We start from the raw sequence: 18,939 nt of genomic DNA on the forward strand, positions 1-18,939 counted from the left end.
GCACGGGCACTTTTCTAAGTCAATCCATATTGTTTTTAGAAGCCTCGACCACCACACAGCACTCCCCCGGCCGGGGGTCCATGCGGGCGCGGACGGGACCGTCCGTGCCGAGCAACCCCTCCAACAGCGCGAGATTCATGCCGCATACGAGCGGCGGGAAGCGTTCAGCAACGGCATGGAAGGGACAGTTGCGCATACGCACGACCGGCGCGACTTCTCCGGGCGCCTCCTCCGCGCCTTCCGTGCCCTGGGCGTCCGCGGTGCCTTTCAGATGCGATGCGTACGGTTCATAGCCGCGAGCCGCCAGCATCGCCATGGCCTCTTCGAGGCCGCCGCAGGGCGCCGCCGAGCCGCGCAGGGCCTCGCCCCGGCGGCGCGCGGCCGCGTAGAGCCCGGCGTCGAGCCCGGCCTGCTCGGCGGCCTCGGCGAGCAGTTCGGCGGCGGTGCGGTAGTCGCGGGCGGGCAATGACACCGCCCGTTCGGCCCGCGCCCGCGTGTACACCTTGGCGGGACGTCCCGCTCCCGGCCCCGAGCGGCCCGTCAGCCGACGGCTGCCGCTCTCCAGCAGGCCGGCCCCGGTCAGCCTGTCCAGGTGGTGCGCGGCGAGCGTGCGCGCCACCCCGACCGCCTCGGCGGCTTCGTTGCGGCCGACCTCACGGCCCTGTGCCACCACGTACTCGTACAGACGGCGCCGGACCGGATCCTGCAACGCCGCGATCGCGTCGATGTCCTCCACCCCGCCATTCTAGGAACAACGCAGGTACGAGATAGAAGGGCGGGACGCAGCCCCGCCTGGCCGTACTCGACCCACCGGCCCCGCCCTGGCGAACCGGGACAGCGGTGATGCGATCCGGCAGGGGCAACCGGAGCCCTGCACGACTGCTGCCAGCGCGGGAAGCGCCATCCGCGCCATCCGCAGGCAGAACGCACTCACTTTGTTTCAGAAGCGATCGAATAACAATAAATCACCCGCCTCCCCGGCCGCGTCCCTAGGCTCGCCGAACGGTCCGCCGACATATGACCCACGGAGGTTCTGCGTGCTGCACCCACCCCCAGAGGACGCGCAACAGCTCGTCCTGCCCAACGGGTTCGACGCGGTCGTCCGCGTGCTCGACCGTTACGTCGCCGACCGACGGGCCGGCCTGCCATGGCGGGCACGCTCCCGCGGGCGCCGGCTACCGGCCGTGCTCCTCGCACGCGAGCCGGAGGGCGACCCGGTGGCAGGCGCCGCCGAACCGGACCCCGCACTCACCGCTCTGGTCCTGGCGTACCGCCAGCGGCTGCTGTCCACGGGACATGAGCCGGTGCAGCACCTCGCGGGCCTGGCACCGCACGCGGTCGTCGACGACGGACTTCTCGCCAGGGGCGGCCCGCGGGAGGAGGAGGCGGGCGGGCCACATGTGCTGCTCCTGGACGAAGTGGCCCGTCAGCTGCGCGCCTCCATGCCGGACCGGGCCGGGGCGTTACGGCTCCGCGAGTTCGGCACACTCCTGGCGGTGCTGCGTGCCCCGCTGGCACCGGGGGACGACGCCGACGCCGGCCGGAAAGCTCTGCGGGACATGCTCGTCGACAGGGAAGCCCGCAGGTTCCAGCCGGCCCCTGGAGCCGCGCAGCTCGGTGAGGCCGTCGGTGGAGCGTGGGCGACAGCCGTGCGGTGGGTCACCGCTGTACCGGTCGGATGGCTCTGGCGCCTGTGGTACGGCATACGCGTCGACCGGCAGCAACCCTGGCTGGGTTCCCGGCTGAACCAGCCCGGCCGCAGTTTCCTCGATGCGGCGCTGGCCCTGCGCGCGGCGCACCAGTACTCAAGGGCCCATGACACGGCACAGACCCAGCCCCCGGAGTCGGCCGCCATGGCGGCCCGCGACGAAGCGGTGGTCCGCCAGGTTCTGCTCATCGCGCTGATCCACGACCTGGCCAAGGCGGCACGGCCCCCGGCGTGGAGCCGGCGGCGCCCACGGCGGGGATGGTCATTCGTCCTGCTGCTGCCGACCGTGGGCGGCGAGGGGTCCGCCTGCCGCAAGCTTCTGGACACCTATGCCGCCACAGCCGGCGACGCCGGTCCCAGCCCTCTGCTGGTTCTGGGCGCTGCCACGGATGACATCCCGTCGTACGCCACGCCTCCCCCACCCCAGGCCGTACCGGCCCAGAACGGTTCCCGCGCCTACCGAGCGGGCCGGGCGGTGGCCGCGCTGTTCTCTGCGGCGATGGCCGGCCGGAACACCGAGGCCGTGCATGTGCTGCCGCTGCCCCGGACCCCGGACGACGGCACCGCGGCGGAGTGGCTCGCCGGGCACCGTATCGTCAGGTCTCGCCGCGCCGGCGCCTGGGACTGGTGGCGGCCTGTGGCCGCCGCCCTCGCGGCCACCTTGGTGCTCGCCGGTGGCTTCTCCGGCTACCGCGTGGTGCAGTCCCTCCTGCCCGGCGGACGCTCCGCCGCCTCCTGCCGGCAGGTGGCGACCGGGCAGGTCGTGGGTCTCACCGACGGTAACGACGGCTGCGACCTGGCTCATGGCCTGTACGCGCCGGAGCTGCGGAAGCTGGAGCGGACCCTCGGTCAGCAGAACGCGCTGGTCGACACGAACCGCCCCTACCGCTCGCTCGTCTTCTTCGCACCGCTCAGTGTGGGTTCGGAGTCGAAGCGCACCGTACCCACCGGCTTCCAGATGCTGCGCGGTGCCCTGCTGGCCCAGAAGGAGGTCAACGACCGGCATCTGAAGTCCCAGGTGCCCGTCCGGCTGCTCGTGGCCAACGCGGGCGAGTACTTCAGCTACGGCTCGAGCGGCGGTCTCAACACCACCAACCACACCAACGTGGACGTCGCACAGATGATCCTCGACAGGGCGGGCACGGACCACATCGCGGCCGTCATGGGCCTGACCCAGAGCCGTCCGGAGTCCCAGCAGGCCGCGATCGAACTCGGTACCAAGGGCCTCGCCGTGCTCGGCACCGGCGTCACGGGCCAACGGATGGTAGAGGGCGAATCGCCCGTGTCCTACTTCCAGCTCTCCCCGCCCGATGCGCGCATCGCCTCGGTCATGGCCGCCTTCGCCCAGCACTCGCCCCGGCTGGGGGCCCTGGCCAAACCCACCGCGGGCCACACCGCGCCGGCCGCCGTGGTCGTCTACGACCCGAGCGACAAGTACTTCAGCAACGACCTGGCCAACCGCTTCGACACGGACTACCACGCGGCCGGGCCGGTGTACCGGGTGCCGTACGGCGAGGTGGACGACCGGCGAACCTCTGACGTCGCCCAGACGGTCTGCGCGCTCGTTCACCGGACCAACGGGTTCGTCCTGTACGCGGGCCGCTCCGGCGTCATGGAGGACCTGTTCCACTACATGCAGGGCGACCCGGGATGCCGCGCCCGCCAGAACCGGGTGGCGGTCATGGCCGAGAGTCCCGCCCCGGACCTGACCCTGCATCCGGAACGGATGCACCAGGAGTACGACGCGCTGACGCTGTTCTACAACCAGTTCAGCCTGCCGGACCCCCAGGGACCGTTCGCCGGACTCTTCCAAGCGGCGTTCCACCTCTCCGCGGAGAACGACGCGGCCGTCGGTTACGACGCGGTCAACGTCCTCTCCGACGTCATGGACGCCATCTTCACCACCGATCCTGAGTTCACGCCCAGTTCCCTGGTCACCCAGCTCCAGGACCCGGGCGTGTCCCAGTACGTCGGCGAGTCCGGCGTCATCACGCTGAACAGCGACCACAACTACCCGCCGGACAAGGAGATCCACGTGCGCGAGATTCCCCCCAACGGGGGGCCACTCACCGACCTCACCTGCGGTGTACTCGCCAAGGGCGCGCAACGCGTCACCCACTGGGGCCCCGATGACCGCTTCGCCTGCCCCACGGACGACGCATCCTGATGCTCAACCCCAACGGCCCGGGAGCGCCAATGCTGTTGGCCGTCAGTGGCTTGCGCCCACCGAACACTCTCGTTGCCCTCTGCGACATCCTGGAGTCCCCCCAACGATCTGATCAAGCCCGAGGTCGTCAACCTTCAGGTCCGCGAGAGCGCCGACGGCGAACCGTCCACGCCGACTCCGGCCACCCCGCGCCGCACTGTCATCCGCCGTTCCAGCGGACCAAGACGTGGAAGGAGTCCACCGAGCACACCTTCGCCTTCGACGAGTTCGGCCCGCTCCGCATCCGCCCCCGCCGGCCTGTGCTGGGCAAAGCAGGGCGAGCCCGACCGCTTGCCCGGCGACCTATCACCGCACCCACGGAGTGCGCTACTTCCACGGCTGCTACTCCGTCGGCGACGACACTCTCTGGGGCGTCAACCGGCGCCGCAGATGCACCGACCACAGCCTCGCCGCACTCAAGGGCATCCGGGGCGGCCAGGAACAAGGTCGAGCTCTGCTTCACACCGACCAACGCGTCCTGGACCAACCCGATCGAGGCGCACTTCGGGCCGCTGCGACCGTTCACCCTCACCAACTCCAACCACCCGAACCACACCGTCCAGACCCGCGCGCTGCATCACTACTTGCACTGGCGCAACCAGAACGCACGCCATCCAGGCGTCCTGGCCGCGCCGCGCCGGGAACGCGCCCGTGTCCGCGGCGAGAAAGGCGTCGGCTGGGGCGGCCGCCTTCCCACCCCCGCGGCCTGACCGTCCGCCCCGTGATCGTCGGCGGTTCAGCCGAGCGGCCTCACCCTGGGAACGCCCCGTCAGGGCGTTCCGGGCTTGCGGGCCAGGAGGCAGGCGCGCGGTCTGTTCACGCGTCCGCCGGGCTCCTGTTCCAGTCTCGCGGTGACGACGAGTCCGGCCTGGTCCAGCAGTTCGACCATGCGGTCCAGGGGCAGGAGATACGACTCGTAGGACACCGGACGGCCATAGCCCTGGGTCGGCTGCAGCCGTTCATCGCCGACATAGTCTCCCCAGAGCAGGTAGCCGCCGGGCGCGAGCGTGCGGTGGAACTCGGCGAACACCGCCGGCAGCCACTGCAGGGGCGTGTGGTGGGTGGAGTACCAGGCCAGGATGCCGCCGAGCTCGTCGTCCCTCGTCTCCAGCGCGGTCATCGAGCCCTCGGTGAACCGCAGGTTCGGATAGGCGTGCCGGGCCAGCCCGACCATCTTCGGCGACAGATCGACGCCGAAGACGGACACCCCCAGCCCGGCCAGGTGCGCCGTCACGCGGCCCGGGCCGCATCCCAGGTCCGCGACCGGCCCCAGACCGGCCGTCCGCGCCAGTTCGGCGAACCCCGCCAGCATCGCGCGTGACAGCGGGTCCATCTCGGCTGGAGGCGGGACGCGTTCGACGTAATCGGCGGCGACCGTGTCGTACGACTCGCGGACGGCGCTCAGAAAGGAGGGCTCAGTCATGCGGTCGACCCTAGACCAGAGAACTGACAGGCCGTGTCACGACCTCGAGTTGACCTGCGCGACATTCACCGCTGCCGAAACCGAGCCGTCACGTCACGGCACTAGCGGTCCTCGGAGCGCAGCCCGGCTCCGCTGCCGGCCCAGGACTGGGCGTAGGCGTCGAGGGCGAGACGGACACGGTCGGGGTGGGCGGGGTCGACGGCCATGATCTCGACGCCGCGGAGGTTCCAGTCGTCCCAGCCGAGGTGGGCGGTCAGCGGGATCCAGCGGTCGGTCGGGGCGTCCCAGCGGTAGGCGCCCCCCGATGCCGGTCCGGGCGTAGGCGAGCCCTCGCACCGACGGGTGGAACAGCACCCCAGTGACGAACCCGGTGCCGCCCCTAGCGGCGTTGCGCCACCGATAGCCGCTCTTCGCTACGGCCGCCGGAGCGGCGGGCAGGGCCTGCCCCGCAACCGTCGGCAGAGAAGCGATCGCGGCGGCGGCACCGGAACCGGAACCGGCAAGAACAGAGCGTCAGCCGAGGTGAAACGTGCTCATGACTTACCTCGGACTTACGCAGGGGAAGTCGAGCTGGGATCAGGGGGCGGGGATCTGCGCGACCCGTCAGGCAGAGCGGCGGACGGCACACGACGCAAGGTGCTGCGGCGGTACTGGGAGCTTCGTGTCCGCGGACCGCCGCACCGCCGACCGAGAACTCGGCCGTCGCGGACCCTGCCGCGGCGGTGTGCAGAGTGCCGTCGGGACCACCCGTCCGCAGCCGCCATGGGTGCCGGCTGTCGATCGTGACAGGCGGTCGCCCCAGCGGTGGACGTCAAAGCGCGCCGCATCGCCGGTACCGTGCGTGGACGGGATCACGACCGTCCGCCGTGGGAGGTCCACAGCACGGCCGGCAGATGGCGTCGGCCCAGGCGACGGCGTAGGGGTAATTGCCCATGACCACGGCGGTCTTCGGGCGGACGGCGGCAACCGCACCCAGCAGCGCCTCCTGGGTCCCGGGCAGGCCGGTACTGGTGCAGCATGGCGAGCCGCTCGTCCAGGGTGAGCCGGTCCAGCAGGTCGTCGACGCTCCCCGAGCGGAAGCACGGGATCACGGAACGGCAGTCTGGCGGTTGCGGGACGGGAGGAGAACCCACGAGTCAGACCCCTCGACGAGCGGGAGCGGATGTCCGGTTGAAGGCCGGGAATGTCGAAGCGCATCGACGCTGGCCATGGTCATGACGGGCTGTCAATGTACCTGCGGAAGGAAACATTCCCTAGCTTCTCGCTCTTGTTTCGCACGAAACATGTCCGTTACCTTCGGACCGTCAGGTGAAGCGCTTCGACGCTTTTCCGCCGCGTGACAGGGACCGCTCCCCCGCCAGAGCCCGACACGACTCCGCGTACCTGAGGACCGTCATGACGACTCGCATCATCACCGACCGTCTGGGCGGGCTCGCCTTCGGCGGGGACTACAACCCCGAGCAGTGGGACGAGCCGGTCTGGAAGGAGGACGACGCACTCATGCGCCGGGCCGGGGTCAACCTGGTCACCGTGGGCGTCTTCTCCTGGGCCCTGCTCGAACCGGAGGAGGGACGCTACGACTTCGCCTGGCTCGACGCCCACCTGGAGCGCCTGTACGCGAACGGGGTGGCCGTCGACCTCGCCACACCGACGGCCTCCCCGCCGCCCTGGTTCACCCTCGCCCACCCCGACGCCCTGCCCGTCACACCCGACGGCACCCGCCTCACCCACGGCAGCCGCGACACCTACTGCCTGACCGCACCCGCCTACCGGAACGCGGCCCGCAGAATCGCCTCGGCCCTCGCCGAGCGGTACGGCGACCACCCGGCCCTCGCGCTGTGGCACGTGCACAACGAGTACGCCACCCTCTGCTACTGCGAGCACGCGGCGGCGGCCTTCCGGGCGTGGCTGCGCGCCCGCCACGGCTCGCTGGACGTCCTCAACGAGGCCTGGGGAACGTCCTTCTGGAGCCAGCGCTACACGGCTTGGGAACAGGTGCTGCCACCACGGGCGACGCAGTGGCACAAGAACCCGGGCCAGAGCCTGGACTTCCGCCGCTTCTGGTCCGACGAGACCGTCGCCGCCTACCGCGAGCAGCGCGACGCGATCCGCGCCCACAGCGACCGGCCGGTGACGACCAACCTGATGCTGCCCGCCTACCAGAACGTGGACCTGTGGGCCCTGGCCCGCGAACTCGACGTCGTCGCCTCCGATCACTACCCGGGTTCGCCGGGTCTGGACGCCGCCTCCGACGCCGCCTTCCACGCCGACCGCGTCCGCTCCCTGGGCGGCGGTGGCCCATGGCTGCTGATGGAACAGGGCACCAACACCGTCTACGACAGCGACCGTGTGCTGGGCAAGGAGCCCGGGGAGATCCTGCGCCACACCCTCGGCCACATCGCGCGCGGTTCGGAGGGGGCCCTCTTCTTCCAGTGGCGGCAGTCCCGGGCCGGTGCCGAGACGTGGCACTCGGCGATGGTCCCGCACGCGGGCCCCGACAGCCGTATCTTCCGCGAGGTCACACAGGTCGGGGAGGCGGTCGCCCGGCTCGGCGAGCTGGCGGGTTCCACGGTCGACGCGTCCGTGGCCGTCCTGGACGACGCGGACGCCTGGTGGGCCCTGAGCGTCGACGGCCTGCCCTCCGCCGACCTCGGTTACCACGGGGAGCTGAGCCGGGCACACCGGGCGTTGTGGGACGCCGGCGTGACGGTCGGCTTCGCCCATCCCGAGCACGAGTTGAGCCGCTACGCGCTCGTCGTCGCGCCGGCCCTGTTCCTCCTGTCCGACGCGGGCGCCGAGAACCTGCGCCGCTACGTCGCCGGCGGCGGGACGCTCCTCGTCCAGCACGCGAACGGATGCGTCGACGACCGCATGCACGCCCGGCTCGGCGGCTATCCCGCCGGGCCGCTGCGCGAGGCCCTGGGCATCCGTGTCGAGGAGCACCGCCCGCTGCGGACGGATGAGCGGATCGCCCTGTCGGACGGCTCGTACGGCTCGGTATGGAGCGAGTCCCTGCGCAGCGAGGGCGCCGAGACGCTCGCCGCCTACACCCACGGCATGCTCGCCGACGGCCCGGCACTGACGCGGCACCGCTTCGGAACCGGACAGGGCTGGTACGTCTCCACTCGCCTGGACGATGCCGACTACGGCGCTCTGGTCCGCAGGCTGCTTCAGGAGGCTGGTGCCGAGCCGGAGTTGCCGGGCCTGCCGGGCGGTGTCGAAGCCGTCACCCGGCACGCGTCCGACGGCCGTCACTGGCAGTTCCTGCTCAACCACCGCTCGGACACCGTGCCGCTGCCGGATCCCGCTCACGACCTGCTCACCGGCGCCACGGTCCACGAGCTGCCCCCCGGTGGTTGCGCGGTGCTGCGCAGGACCTGACTCCGAGAGACCGCCATGACCGAGGAACAGCGCACGATCCGCTGGGGTCACGACGCCCTTCAGCTCCAGATCACCCTTGACGAGAACGGCAGCTCCCTCCTGACGTACCTCGGGACGCGTGGACCTGCTCTACCCGTCCTCCAGCCAGGCCACCACCAGCCGGCGCCGGGACACCGGTCACCTCACCGTGACCCTGCCCACCGCGCCCTCCGCCGTGCTGCTCCGGCTCAGCCGCCTCAACGCGCCCTCCCCGGACGAAACATCCGGCTGAGACATGCACATCCCGTATACCGAAAGGACCTGGTGGCTTGTCAGACACCGGCCCCGCCAACCCCGTGATCCCCGGATTCCACCCCGACCCCAGCATCTGCCGGGTGGGCGACGACTACTACCTCGCCTGCTCCAGCTTCGAGTACTTCCCGGGCGTACCCCTCTTCCACAGCCGTGACCTGGTGCACTGGACGCAGATCGGCAACGCCCTGGACCGGCCGAGCCAGCTGCGTCTGGCGGCCGACGTGCCGTCCTCCGCCGGGATCTACGCCCCCACCCTGCGCCACCACGACGGACGGTTCTGGCTGATCGTCACCAACGTGAGCGAGGGTGGCGGCAACCTGATCGTCACCGCCACCGACCCCGCCGGACCGTGGTCGGACCCCATCCGGCTTCCCGGCGGGCCCGGCATCGATCCCGACCTGGCCTGGGACGAGGACGGCACCTGCTGGTGCACCGTCGCCGGGGTCGCGCAGGTACGCATCGACCCGCACACCGGCGAGACGTACGGGCCACCGCGGAAGTTGTGGTCCGGCGCACCCGGCGACAAAGCCCCGGAGGCGCCGCACCTGTACCGGATCGGCGACTACTGGTACCTGCTCATCGCCGTAGGGGGAACCGAGCGCGGCCACGGCGTGGCGATCGCCCGCGGCCTCACACCGAGCGGCCCGTTCGAGCCCTGCCCGGCCAACCCGATCCTCACCCACCGCGGCACCGACCACCCCGTGCAGAACACCGGGCACGCAGACCTGGTCCAGGCACCCGACGGCTCGTGGTGGATGGTGCTGCTCGGGGTACGGCCCGGCGGCGGCACGCCCGGCTGGCACGTGCTCGGCCGGGAGACCTTCCTGGCGCCGGTGACCTGGGGGAACGGCTGGCCGGTCGTCGGCAAGGTCGCCCCGGACCTGCCTCAGCTCCCGTGGCCCCTTGTCCCCGGCCCCGTCGAGGAGCCGCGGGACGACTTCGACCTGAGCGAACTGGGGCCGTCGTGGATCTCCGTGCGGGACCGCCCGGCCGAACTCTGCACCACCAAGGAGCGCCCCGGATGGCTGACGCTCCGCGCGCGGGGCGTCGACCTCGACGAACCCGACGTCGTCTTCACCGGCCGGCGCCAGCAGCACCTGTCCTGCCGGGCGCGCACCCTGGTCGACCCCTCGGGGGGCACCGGCGGCCTGGCCGTCCGGCTGGACGAGCGGCACCACTACGCGATCGAGGCGTCCGGCAGCGAAGTGCGGGTGATCGCGCGCGTCGGCTCCCTGCGCACGGTCGTGGCCGCACAGCCCGTACCCGACGGGCCGGTCGTCCTCGGCCTCACGGTCACCGACCCTCCGCCTCCGCACGACTCCCGCACCGGCCCCGACGTCGTCTCCCTCGGCGTCGAGCAGCCCGACGGCACCTTCACCGTGCTCGCGACCCTCGACGGCCGTTACCTGTCGACCGAGGTCGCCGGCGGATTCACGGGCCGCGTCATCGGCATGTACGCCGCGGTCGGCACCGTCCACTTCGACTGGTTCGACTACGAGCCCCTCAGACCATGACGACCGACCCGACCACCGGCCCGACCACCTACCGAAAGGAACAACAGGTGAAGGACATACGGCACCCCGCACACCACCGCAGCCGCGGCCCCGGGCGCCTGGCCGCCCTGCTGCTGACGCTGCTCGTCATCGCGGGCCTGTCCAGTGGCACCACGATGGCGGCTGCCGACGGCCCCGCGCACCCGGCGCGGTCGCAGGTCAGGGTTCCGGCCTCCGCCATGGACGCCGTGGCGGCCATGCAGCCCAGCTGGAACCTGGGCAACACCCTGGACGCCATCCCGGACGAGACCTCCTGGGGCAATCCCGCGGTCACCAAGTCCCTGTTCGACACCATCCGCGCGCAGGGCTTCCGCAGCGTCCGCATCCCGGTGACCTGGACCGACCACCAGTCCGCCACCGCGCCCTACACCATCGACGCCACGTACATGAACCGCGTCAAGCAGGTGGTCGACTGGGCGCTGGCCGACGGCCTGTACGTCGTGATCAACGTCCACCACGACTCGTGGCAGTGGATCGCTGGCATCACGACCAACCACGACAAGGTGCTCGCCCGCTTCGACGCCTCCTGGTCCCAGATCGCCACCACGTTCCGGAACGAGCCGCGCACCCTGCTCTTCGAGAGCGTCAACGAGCCGCAGTTCAACAACGCCACGCCCGCGCAGAAGACCCAGTTCCTGAACGAGCTGAACACCTCCTTCCACAAGGTCGTCCGCGCCACGGGCGGCGGGAACACCGACCGCCTGCTCGTCCTGCCCACGCAGGGCTGCACACCCGCCCAGAACCTCATGGACGACCTGTCCACCACGATCGGCGCGCTGCACGACCGCAACCTGGTCGCCACCGTGCACTACTACAGCTGGTACCCGTTCAGCGTGAACATCGCGGGCGGCACCCGGTACGACGCCACCGCCGAGAAGGACCTGACCGACGCCTTCGCCCGGATGCACGACACGTTCGTCGCCAAGGGCATCCCGGTCTACCTCGGCGAGTACGGCACGCTGAGCTGGCCCGACTACAACCATCCCGACCCCATCGAGCGGGGTGAGGGACTGAAGTACCTGGAGCAGCTGGGATACCAGGCGCGGGTCGCCGGGGTCACCACCGCCCTGTGGGACCCCTTCTCCTACCTGAACCGCTCCACCCTCAAGTGGCGTGACCCCGCCCTGTTCGCCTGGATCAGGTCGAGCTGGACCACCCGCTCGGCTACCGCCTCCCTCGACAAGGTCTTCGTGGCGAAGTCGACCCCGATCACGGCCCAGTCACTCACCCTGAACCCGAACGGCACCACCTTCCGGGGCCTGTGGCAGGGCAGCGAGAAGCTGGTCGCGGGACGGGACTACACCGTGTCCAGCGACCGGCTCACCCTCACGGCCACCGCACTGACCCGGCTGACCGGCAACCGCGCGTACGGGGTGAACGCGACGCTCCAGGCCCGGTTCTCCCGCGGGCTGCCCTGGAAGATCGACGTCATCACCTACGACACCCCGGTGCTGTCGGGCGCCACGGGCACGACGGGCTCGTTCGCACTTCCCACGCAGTACCGCGGTGACGTGCTGGCGACCATGGAGGCCACGTACGCCGACGGCAGCAACGCCGGCCCGGCCGACTGGACCCCGTACCAGCAGTTCAACCAGTCCTTCTCGCCCGACTACGCGGGCGGCAGGATCACCCTGACGTCCGACTTCCTGAAGGCGGTGCACGACAACGCGCCGGTGACGCTGAAGTTCCACTTCTGGAGCGGCGCCACCGTCACGTACCACGTGACGAAGTCCGGGAGCTCGGTGACCGGCACGGCGTCCTGACCGACCGGCCTCCGCCCTGGTCGCCCCCGCCGCATGCCGGGCAACCAGGGCACAACCCGTGTCCCGGCGCGACCTCACGCCTCCTTCGGCGGAGCCGTGCTCTCCCGGACGGTCAGGGTGGTCGCGATCTCCAGTCCCACCTGCGGTACTTCCTCACCGCGGCCGAGCGCCAGGGCCAGTTCGGTGGCTGCTACGGCCATTTCGGCCAGCGGCTGATGGACCGTGGTCAAAGGCGGATCCACCCAGACGACGGCCGGGACGTCGTCGTAGCCCACGACGCTGAGATCGCGCGGGATGCGCAGCCCGAGCTCGCGCGGCCTTGTAGACACCGAGCGCCTGCATGTCGTTCGCGGTGAAGACGGCGGTGGGTCGATCGGGACGGCACAGCAGCTCGACCGCCGCGGCGGACCCGTGCTCGTGCGTGAGCTGGGCCTTCACCACCTGATCGGACGCCGTCGGCAGGCAACCGGACAGCCGGACGCGGCAGTAGGGGTGGTCGGGCCCGCTGATCACGGCGATGCGCCGGTGTCCCAGTTCGAGCAGGTGCCGGGTCGCCGTCTGACCGCCTCGCCAGTTCGTGGCACTGACGAACGGCACGTCGTCGGGCAGCTCGTCGATCGCGTCGAAGACGACGAACGGGATGCCTTTAGCGGTGAGTTAGCACCCCGACCCGGTTCCTGCGGGCCACGCGCTAGACATCGCGGATGATCTCCACGGCCCACATGCTCTCCAGCTCACGGAAGACCAGTTCCACGAGTTTGCTGCGGTTCTTGGGAGGTTTGCGGTAGACACCCGCGGACTCGGCGATGTACGCGATCGTCACCGAAGCAGGTCCCGAACCTCGCTCACCATGGTCGTCCGCCGAAGGGTGACTTGATCTTTTCGATGGAGACAGCTCCGCCCCGGTGCAACACATACATCCCATGTCACCGCTCGCGATAGGGGCAACCCGTCCACCAACTACCGCTGTTTCACGACAACATTCGTCACAAGCCTCGACAGACATGGCATCGGCATTCATTAATTCATCCAATGTCTTGAGAGAACAGCCGAACAGGAGGAACTACGTTGCCGGAATCCACGTCACGCAGATCGGTACTCGCCGCCATGGCGGCCATGACGGCGGCCACCGCCGTCAGTTCCGTCACGGTGGCGGCACCCGCGTACGCCGCGCCCGACGCACCGCTGCCGCTGCCCGCTCTGCGGATCCCGAGGACCGACATGGGCGTCGAGCAGCAGCCGGACTCCGCGATCCAGTGGCTCCACGACGCCAAGCTGGGCATGTTCATCCACTGGGGCGTGTACTCGGGCCCGGCCAAGGGCGAGTGGTGGATGCACAACGCCCCGGTCACGCCGGCGGACTACCGCACATACGTCACCGACGCCACCGACGAGCAGTTCACCGCGGACGCCTACGACCCGGAGGCCTGGGCACGGCTGGCCAAGGACTTCGGAGCAAGGTACGTGACGCTGACCACGCGCCACCACGACGGTTTCGCACTGTGGCCGCTGAACCATCCCAACAGCTGGAACTCCGGGCAGGCGCCGCTGGGCCGTGACTTCGTCAAGGACTATGTCGCGGCGGTAAGGGCGGCGGGGCTGAAGGTGGGCCTGTACTACTCGCCGATCGACTGGCGCTATCCCGGCTACTACGACGTCCGTGGCACCCATTGCGCGCCCAACCCCTGGAACTACACGACCGATCCCGCGCACAAGGAGAACGCGCGGGTCATGAAGACCGAGGTGTACCAGTCGGTCAAGGAGCTGGTCACCCGGTACGGCCCGATCGACGACCTGTGGTGGGACGGCGGCTGGGTGGCGGAGCAGGGCAGCGACGCGGACGGCGCGTTCTTCTGGGAGCCCGGCCGGTACCGCGACCCCGCCAACGAGTGGCCGGTGGACGCCGTCTACGGCGAGACGGACGGCGACGGCAGGCCGCTCGGGCTGATGGGCATGGTGCGCAAGCACCAGCCCGGTATCGTCGCCACCTCACGCTCGGGCTGGACGGGCGACTACGCCAGCGACGAGGGCCCGTCCGTCCCGAGCGGGGCGATCCGCACCGGCCTGGTCGAGAAGGTGTTCACCGTCGACGGCACCTGGGGTTACAACTCCGCTGCCACCGTGATGAGTTACGGCACCGCCATGGACATCCTGGTCAACTGCTGGGTGCGGAACATGACCGCGATGGTCAACGTCGGCCCGGACCGGCACGGCACGGTGTCCGACGCCCAGGCCGGGTTGCTGCGGCGGATCGGCACCTTCATGGCGTCCTGTGGCCGGTCCGTCTACGGGACCCGCGGCGGCCCGTGGAACCCGGTCGACGGCCAGTACGGCTTCACCTGCAAGGACGACACCTTCTACGTGCACCTGCTGCCCGGCTACGGCGGAACCTCGTTCACCACCCCGTCGCTCGGCGACGCCAGGATCGTGCGGGCCTTCGATGTGCGCACCGGTGCCGGCCTGGCGTACTCGGCCGGCGGCGACGGCCGGGTGACGATCACCGGCATCGACCGCACCACTCATCCCGAGGACAGCGTCGTCGGCGTCACGCTGGACCGGTTCGTGCAGCCGGCCGACATCGCCGTCGGCCGGACGGCGACGGCCGACAGCGAGGAGTCCTCGAAGGGCAACACCGCCGCGAGGGCGGTCGACGGTTCCACCGCCACCCGGTGGTGCGCGAACAACGGCGGCACCGGCCACTGGCTCAAGGTCGACCTCGGTTCGCCCCGCTCGCTGACCGGCACCCGCATCGCCTGGGAACTGGAGGGGACCAACTACCGGTACACGATCGAGGGTTCCGTCGACAACCGCAGGTGGAGCACGCTGGCCGACAACACGGCCACCACAAGCACCAGTCAGGTCCAGGTGGCCATGTTCCGGACCCGGGCACGGTATGTGCGTGTCACGGTCACCGGATTGCCTTCCGGTGCATGGGCGTCCATACGCAACTTCGAGGTCTACGACCGGCCCTTCTCCGCCGAGCTGGGATCGTAAGCGCAGGAGAGCCGGCCCGAGGGGCTTCGGCCGCGACAGCCAAAGCCCCGATTCCCGGGAACATCCTCAGGAGGTGACGAAGTCCCGGACGTCCCAGGCGCCGAGGCGCGGAGTCTCCCCGCTCTCCGGCCGTGGCAACCCAGTACCGTCCCCATCAGACCGGCCGGAGATGTCCCCGCCGGAGGACTTCGACGTCTTCAGGCAACGGACCCTGGCCGAAGCACGCGCCCGAGGCGGAGCGGTGAAGGCCGAGCGGGTCACCGACCGGTATCTGCTGAGCACCGTCGACGTGGACGACGTCCGCTTCCCCGGCTGGAACGGCGAACCGGTGGCCGCCTGGCTGTTGCGCCCACGCGGCATCGAAGGGCCGCTGCCGGTCGTCGTCACCTTCCTGGGCTACTGCGCGGGCCGGGGGCTGCCCACCGACCACCTGTTGTGGTCCGCGGCCGGTTACGCCCAACTCGTCGTCGACAGCCGTGGCCAGGGCCACGACACCCCGGACCGCACTGAGGGCGACGGCACACAATGGGTCGAAGGCTTCATGACCCGCGGCATCGACTCACCCCACGGACTGTGTGCGCGCCGTGGACGCGTTCGCCGAACTGCCCGGGCTGGATGCCGGGCGGGTCGTCGTCGCGGGCGGCAGCCAGGGCGGCGGCCTGGCCCTTGCGGTCGGCGGACTCGTCCCGGACCGGGTGGCGGCGGTGCTCGGGACGGTCCGTATCTGGAGCTCGCCAAATACCTGCGCTGGCACAATCCGCACCGCTTGGAGGCGACCTTCGCGACACTCGACTACTTCGACGGTGTCCACTTCGCCCTGCGTGCGACGGCGCCGGCGCTGTTCAGCGTCGGCCTCATGGACCCGACATGCCCGCCTCCCACCGTCTACGCCGCCTTCAACCACTACGCGGGGACGGACCGGACCATGACCGCCTGGCCCTTCGCCGACCACGGCGGCGACTTCGGCTTCAACACGGCGGAGCAGCTGAAGTGGCTGCGCGAACGCGGGCTGGCTCCGCAGCAGTAGGGGGTAAGGAGCCGGCCCGGCGCAAGCGCCGGCCCCCTTCCCTGGACGGAACGTGCTGCTGCGGGGCGGTCAGGCCGTCGTACCGGTGAAGGAGGTTCCGGACTTGGTCACGTAGTACGTCGCGGTGGTGCCGCTCCAGAAATGGAAGGTGAGTTTCACCCGTTGTTCAGCTCATGGAGCAGCTCGGCCTCGCGCGCGGCGCTCGCCTCGTCGAACTGCGGCTCGTTGACGCTCTCGAAAAGCAGCGTGGCCGGCTCGTTCCTGAACGCCCTGGCGATCTGGGACCAGGTCGCGCGGTAACGGGCCAGCACCTGATCGTGCTCGGCGGACATCTTCTTGACCCACTGCCACGAGTCGTGATGAACGTCGAGCATGACGTAGAGGGCGTCGTCGAGGGCCCAGTCGACGACCTGCCTGACCCTGCTCACGTACGCCGGGTCGATCGTGTAGGCCGGGGCCGCCGCCTGGTGACCACTCCAGGTCACCGGGATACGGACGCTGTGGAAGCCCTGCGCGCGGCCCGGCTGCATCGACGCCACGGCCGCCGTCGCGTCGTCGGGCACCCGGGGCGCCGCGGACGCCTGGGGCCGGGAATCGTCGCCGAAGGTCCCGAAGACCGCGCCGTAGGCCAGAACGCCTGCCGAGACCAACGCCAGCGGCGTACCGATCACCAGGCCGAGCCTGCGTCTGCGCTTCGATCCGGAGCCTGAAAAAGTCTACTTGCCGGGGAGTCGCCAGATCTGGTTCTTCTTGGTGCTGAGGGCGCTTGACGGGTCGCAGGTCCACTGGTGGATCAGCGCTCCCGGGGCGGTGGAGATGTTGCTGACGTCGACGCACTTGCCGCTGTGGACGGCGGCCAGTTGGTAGTCCTTGCTGTTGCCGAGTGCGGTGACGGGGTTGAGGGTGAACTGCTGGTTGGTACCGCCGTTGCAGGTGTACTGGATGACGGCGGCGCCGTCGGCGGTGGACGCCCCTGAGACGTCCAGGCACTTGCCGCTCAGCTCATTGACCACGGTGTAGGTGTTGGTCTTCCCCGTCACCGGCTTGAGGTCGAGCATCTGCTGGTAGCCGCCCTCGCAGTGGTACTGCTGGTACTGGGTGCCGTTGGCGGTGCTCAGGTTGGTGTCGTCCAGGCACTGGCCGCTGTTCTCGCTGACGGCGACGGTCGGGACGGTGGTGTTGGACGGCGGGAGCAGGGTGACGGTGTAGCCGTCCTTGGCGTTGCTCCAGGGGACGCTCACCGAGGCCGCGTTGTCGCTGACGGTCAGGGTGGTGTCGGAGATTGTCTCGGGCCCGGCCACCGCGGCGCCGCCGTTGTACGGGACGCGCTGGACGACCGCGCGGACCTTGCCGCTCTCCACCACCGAAGTCGTGTTCAGGCCCGTGAGGTTGACGGTCACATTGCCGGTGTTGCCGTTGCTGCCGAGCAGGACCTTGGCGTTCTTGGCGGTGTTGTCCTTGGTGGCGAGGCCGTCGGTGCCGGCGCCCGGAGTGAGGTTGACGATGTTGCCGGTCTGCGATCCGTAGTAGCGGTACATGAACCACTCGCCCAGCGGCAGGTACTGGCCGGAGCTGTTCTTGGTGAGCAGGTTGGCCTCGTAGTCGTGCAGGTTCGTGCCGGAGGCCCAGTTGCCGCGCAGACCGTCGGCGCCGGCGCGCTCCAGACGGCCGATGAACCAGGCACCGCCACCGGGGTTCTGCTGGGAGAGCGCCGCGTACTCGTTGATCTGGTACGGGCGGGTGTTGGTCAGGCCTGCCGCGGCGAGGGTGGAGTTGGCGCCCGCCACGCCCGGGACGGGATCGGCGGGTTCGTCGTGCCAGCTGTAGATGTCGGGGGCGACGTTGTTGGCCTTGACGTAGTTGAGGTAGGTGGTCCACCAGGAGTTGGAGGAGGTCGGCTGGCCCGCCATGCTGGGGCCGACGATGAGCTGGCCCGGGAAGGCCGCCCGCACCCGGGCGTAGAAGCGCGACCACATCTGCAGGTACTGGCTCTGCGAGGGAGCCCAGAAGCCCCTGCCGTCGGGCTCGTTCCACAGGTCCCACTCGACGGTCATGTTGTTGGCTTTGACGTCGTTGATGAGCTGCGTGACGAAGTTGTCGAACTTCGTCCAGTCACCGTTGTCGCCGGGCCAGCCCTGGCTGGTGGTGCTGTCCGCGCCCCACAGGTCGTGCGGGAGCAGCACGAAGGTGCCGCCGAGGGCCGCGGTGCGCTTGTACTGGGCGAGCGTGGCGTTCCAACGGGTCTGGTAGTCGGCGAGGCTGGTGCCGTAGCCGCCGCTGTTGAGCTGGGCGCCGCCGGCCCGCATGAAGTGCCACTTGATGTCCTTGAAGAAGTGGTCCTGCGGCAGCGACCCGTTCGGCGTCATCCCGTAGATCATGCCGGAGGCGCGGTAGGTGGGCGCACCTCCGGCTGTCGCGAAGTCCACCGTGACGCCGGTGTCGGCGGCCTGTGACGGGGCTGCGGGCACGAGGGTCGCGGCCAGGGCGGTCAGCAGGACGGCGACGGAGGGGACCGTTCGGCGTCCGGTGCGGGTGGTGGGGCTGGGGTGTATCCGGGGCGATTTCATGGTGCGGCTCCTGCATGAGTGTG

Annotated in this window: 13 protein-coding genes and 3 pseudogenes; 8 read left to right on the forward strand and 8 right to left on the reverse strand. The window is 70.1% G+C overall.

Annotated features, from left to right (window positions below):
- Positions 1–19 precede the first annotated feature (19 nt).
- Positions 20–736 (reverse strand): helix-turn-helix transcriptional regulator, encoded by a 717-nt coding sequence (locus tag ACWDEN_RS01360; protein ID WP_351622211.1) that lies wholly within the window; start codon positions 734–736, stop codon positions 20–22.
- Positions 737–1,037: 301 nt separating this feature from the next.
- Here ACWDEN_RS01360 and ACWDEN_RS01365 point away from each other — a divergent pair, with 301 nt between their 5' ends.
- Positions 1,038–3,875 carry a hypothetical protein gene (locus tag ACWDEN_RS01365; RefSeq protein ID WP_351622208.1) on the forward strand — a complete coding sequence of 946 codons (2,838 nt, stop codon included), beginning with the start codon at positions 1,038–1,040 and terminating at the stop codon, positions 3,873–3,875.
- A gap of 209 nt (positions 3,876–4,084) precedes the next feature.
- Positions 4,085–4,624: pseudogene (locus ACWDEN_RS01370) on the forward strand (IS630 family transposase); the annotation flags it as partial.
- Positions 4,625–4,683: 59 nt separating this feature from the next.
- Here ACWDEN_RS01370 and ACWDEN_RS01375 read toward each other — a convergent pair.
- Both ACWDEN_RS01375 and ACWDEN_RS01380 read right to left on the reverse strand, forming a co-directional pair.
- A complete protein-coding gene (locus ACWDEN_RS01375; protein ID WP_450856605.1) occupies positions 4,684–5,337 on the reverse strand; it encodes a class I SAM-dependent methyltransferase in 654 nt (217 codons plus the stop codon).
- A gap of 104 nt (positions 5,338–5,441) precedes the next feature.
- Positions 5,442–5,808: pseudogene (locus ACWDEN_RS01380) on the reverse strand (1,4-beta-glucanase); the annotation flags it as partial.
- A gap of 924 nt (positions 5,809–6,732) precedes the next feature.
- Here ACWDEN_RS01380 and ACWDEN_RS01385 point away from each other — a divergent pair.
- The 4 genes from ACWDEN_RS01385 (at position 6,733) to ACWDEN_RS01400 (ending at position 12,328) form a co-directional block, all read left to right on the forward strand.
- Positions 6,733–8,718 carry a beta-galactosidase gene (locus ACWDEN_RS01385; protein WP_351611028.1) on the forward strand — a complete coding sequence of 662 codons (1,986 nt, stop codon included), beginning with the start codon at positions 6,733–6,735 and terminating at the stop codon, positions 8,716–8,718.
- Positions 8,719–8,836: 118 nt separating this feature from the next.
- Entirely contained in the window at positions 8,837–8,989 is a 153-nt protein-coding gene (locus ACWDEN_RS01390) for a hypothetical protein (protein WP_351611025.1), read from the forward strand.
- 37 nt (positions 8,990–9,026) lie between these two features.
- Positions 9,027–10,526 (forward strand): glycoside hydrolase family 43 protein, encoded by a 1,500-nt coding sequence (locus ACWDEN_RS01395; RefSeq protein WP_351611023.1) that lies wholly within the window; start codon positions 9,027–9,029, stop codon positions 10,524–10,526.
- Positions 10,523–12,328 (forward strand): cellulase family glycosylhydrolase, encoded by a 1,806-nt coding sequence (locus tag ACWDEN_RS01400; RefSeq protein WP_351611020.1) that lies wholly within the window; start codon positions 10,523–10,525, stop codon positions 12,326–12,328. Before ACWDEN_RS01395 ends, ACWDEN_RS01400 begins: the two co-directional genes overlap by 4 nt.
- Positions 12,329–12,402: 74 nt before the next feature.
- On the opposite strand, the pseudogene ACWDEN_RS01405 reads toward ACWDEN_RS01400, so the two are convergent.
- Together ACWDEN_RS01405 and ACWDEN_RS01410 are read right to left on the reverse strand one after the other, a co-directional pair.
- Positions 12,403–12,925, reverse strand: a pseudogene (locus tag ACWDEN_RS01405) (substrate-binding domain-containing protein).
- A 94-nt stretch (positions 12,926–13,019) separates the two neighbouring features.
- On the reverse strand, positions 13,020–13,151 hold the full coding sequence (locus ACWDEN_RS01410; protein WP_450856609.1) for a hypothetical protein: 132 nt from the start codon (positions 13,149–13,151) through the stop codon (positions 13,020–13,022).
- Between the two features lie 293 nt (positions 13,152–13,444).
- Here ACWDEN_RS01410 and ACWDEN_RS01415 point away from each other — a divergent pair, with 293 nt between their 5' ends.
- Positions 13,445–15,322, forward strand: a complete 1,878-nt coding sequence (locus ACWDEN_RS01415; RefSeq protein ID WP_351611017.1) for an alpha-L-fucosidase — start codon at positions 13,445–13,447, stop codon at positions 15,320–15,322.
- 169 nt (positions 15,323–15,491) lie between these two features.
- Positions 15,492–16,349, forward strand: a complete 858-nt coding sequence (locus tag ACWDEN_RS01420; protein ID WP_450856611.1) for an acetylxylan esterase — start codon at positions 15,492–15,494, stop codon at positions 16,347–16,349.
- A 69-nt stretch (positions 16,350–16,418) separates the two neighbouring features.
- Here ACWDEN_RS01420 and ACWDEN_RS01425 read toward each other — a convergent pair whose 3' ends face one another.
- The 3 genes from ACWDEN_RS01425 to ACWDEN_RS01435 are packed head-to-tail and all read right to left on the reverse strand — an operon-like array spanning position 16,419 to position 18,916.
- A complete protein-coding gene (locus ACWDEN_RS01425; RefSeq protein ID WP_351611014.1) occupies positions 16,419–16,508 on the reverse strand; it encodes a hypothetical protein in 90 nt (29 codons plus the stop codon).
- Positions 16,505–17,020, reverse strand: coding sequence for a glycoside hydrolase family 5 protein (locus tag ACWDEN_RS01430; RefSeq protein WP_351611011.1), 516 nt, complete (start codon positions 17,018–17,020; stop codon positions 16,505–16,507). The genes ACWDEN_RS01425 and ACWDEN_RS01430 overlap by 4 nt, the downstream gene beginning before the upstream one ends.
- A gap of 45 nt (positions 17,021–17,065) precedes the next feature.
- Positions 17,066–18,916 carry an RICIN domain-containing protein gene (locus ACWDEN_RS01435; RefSeq protein WP_351611008.1) on the reverse strand — a complete coding sequence of 617 codons (1,851 nt, stop codon included), beginning with the start codon at positions 18,914–18,916 and terminating at the stop codon, positions 17,066–17,068.
- Between the last annotated feature and the right edge of the window lie 23 nt (positions 18,917–18,939).

This window comes from Streptomyces sp. NPDC001153, from assembly GCF_053598315.1.

Coding starts and splice junctions, on each gene's coding strand:
- ACWDEN_RS01375 (WP_450856605.1), bottom strand. CDS start 5,337: ATGACTGAGCCCTCCTTTCTGAGCGCCGTCCGCGAGTCGTACGACACG.
- ACWDEN_RS01385 (WP_351611028.1), top strand. CDS start 6,733: ATGACGACTCGCATCATCACCGACCGTCTGGGCGGGCTCGCCTTCGGC.
- ACWDEN_RS01400 (WP_351611020.1), top strand. CDS start 10,523: ATGACGACCGACCCGACCACCGGCCCGACCACCTACCGAAAGGAACAA.
- ACWDEN_RS01415 (WP_351611017.1), top strand. CDS start 13,445: ATGACGGCGGCCACCGCCGTCAGTTCCGTCACGGTGGCGGCACCCGCG.
- ACWDEN_RS01420 (WP_450856611.1), top strand. CDS start 15,492: ATGTCCCCGCCGGAGGACTTCGACGTCTTCAGGCAACGGACCCTGGCC.
- ACWDEN_RS01435 (WP_351611008.1), bottom strand. CDS start 18,916: ATGAAATCGCCCCGGATACACCCCAGCCCCACCACCCGCACCGGACGC.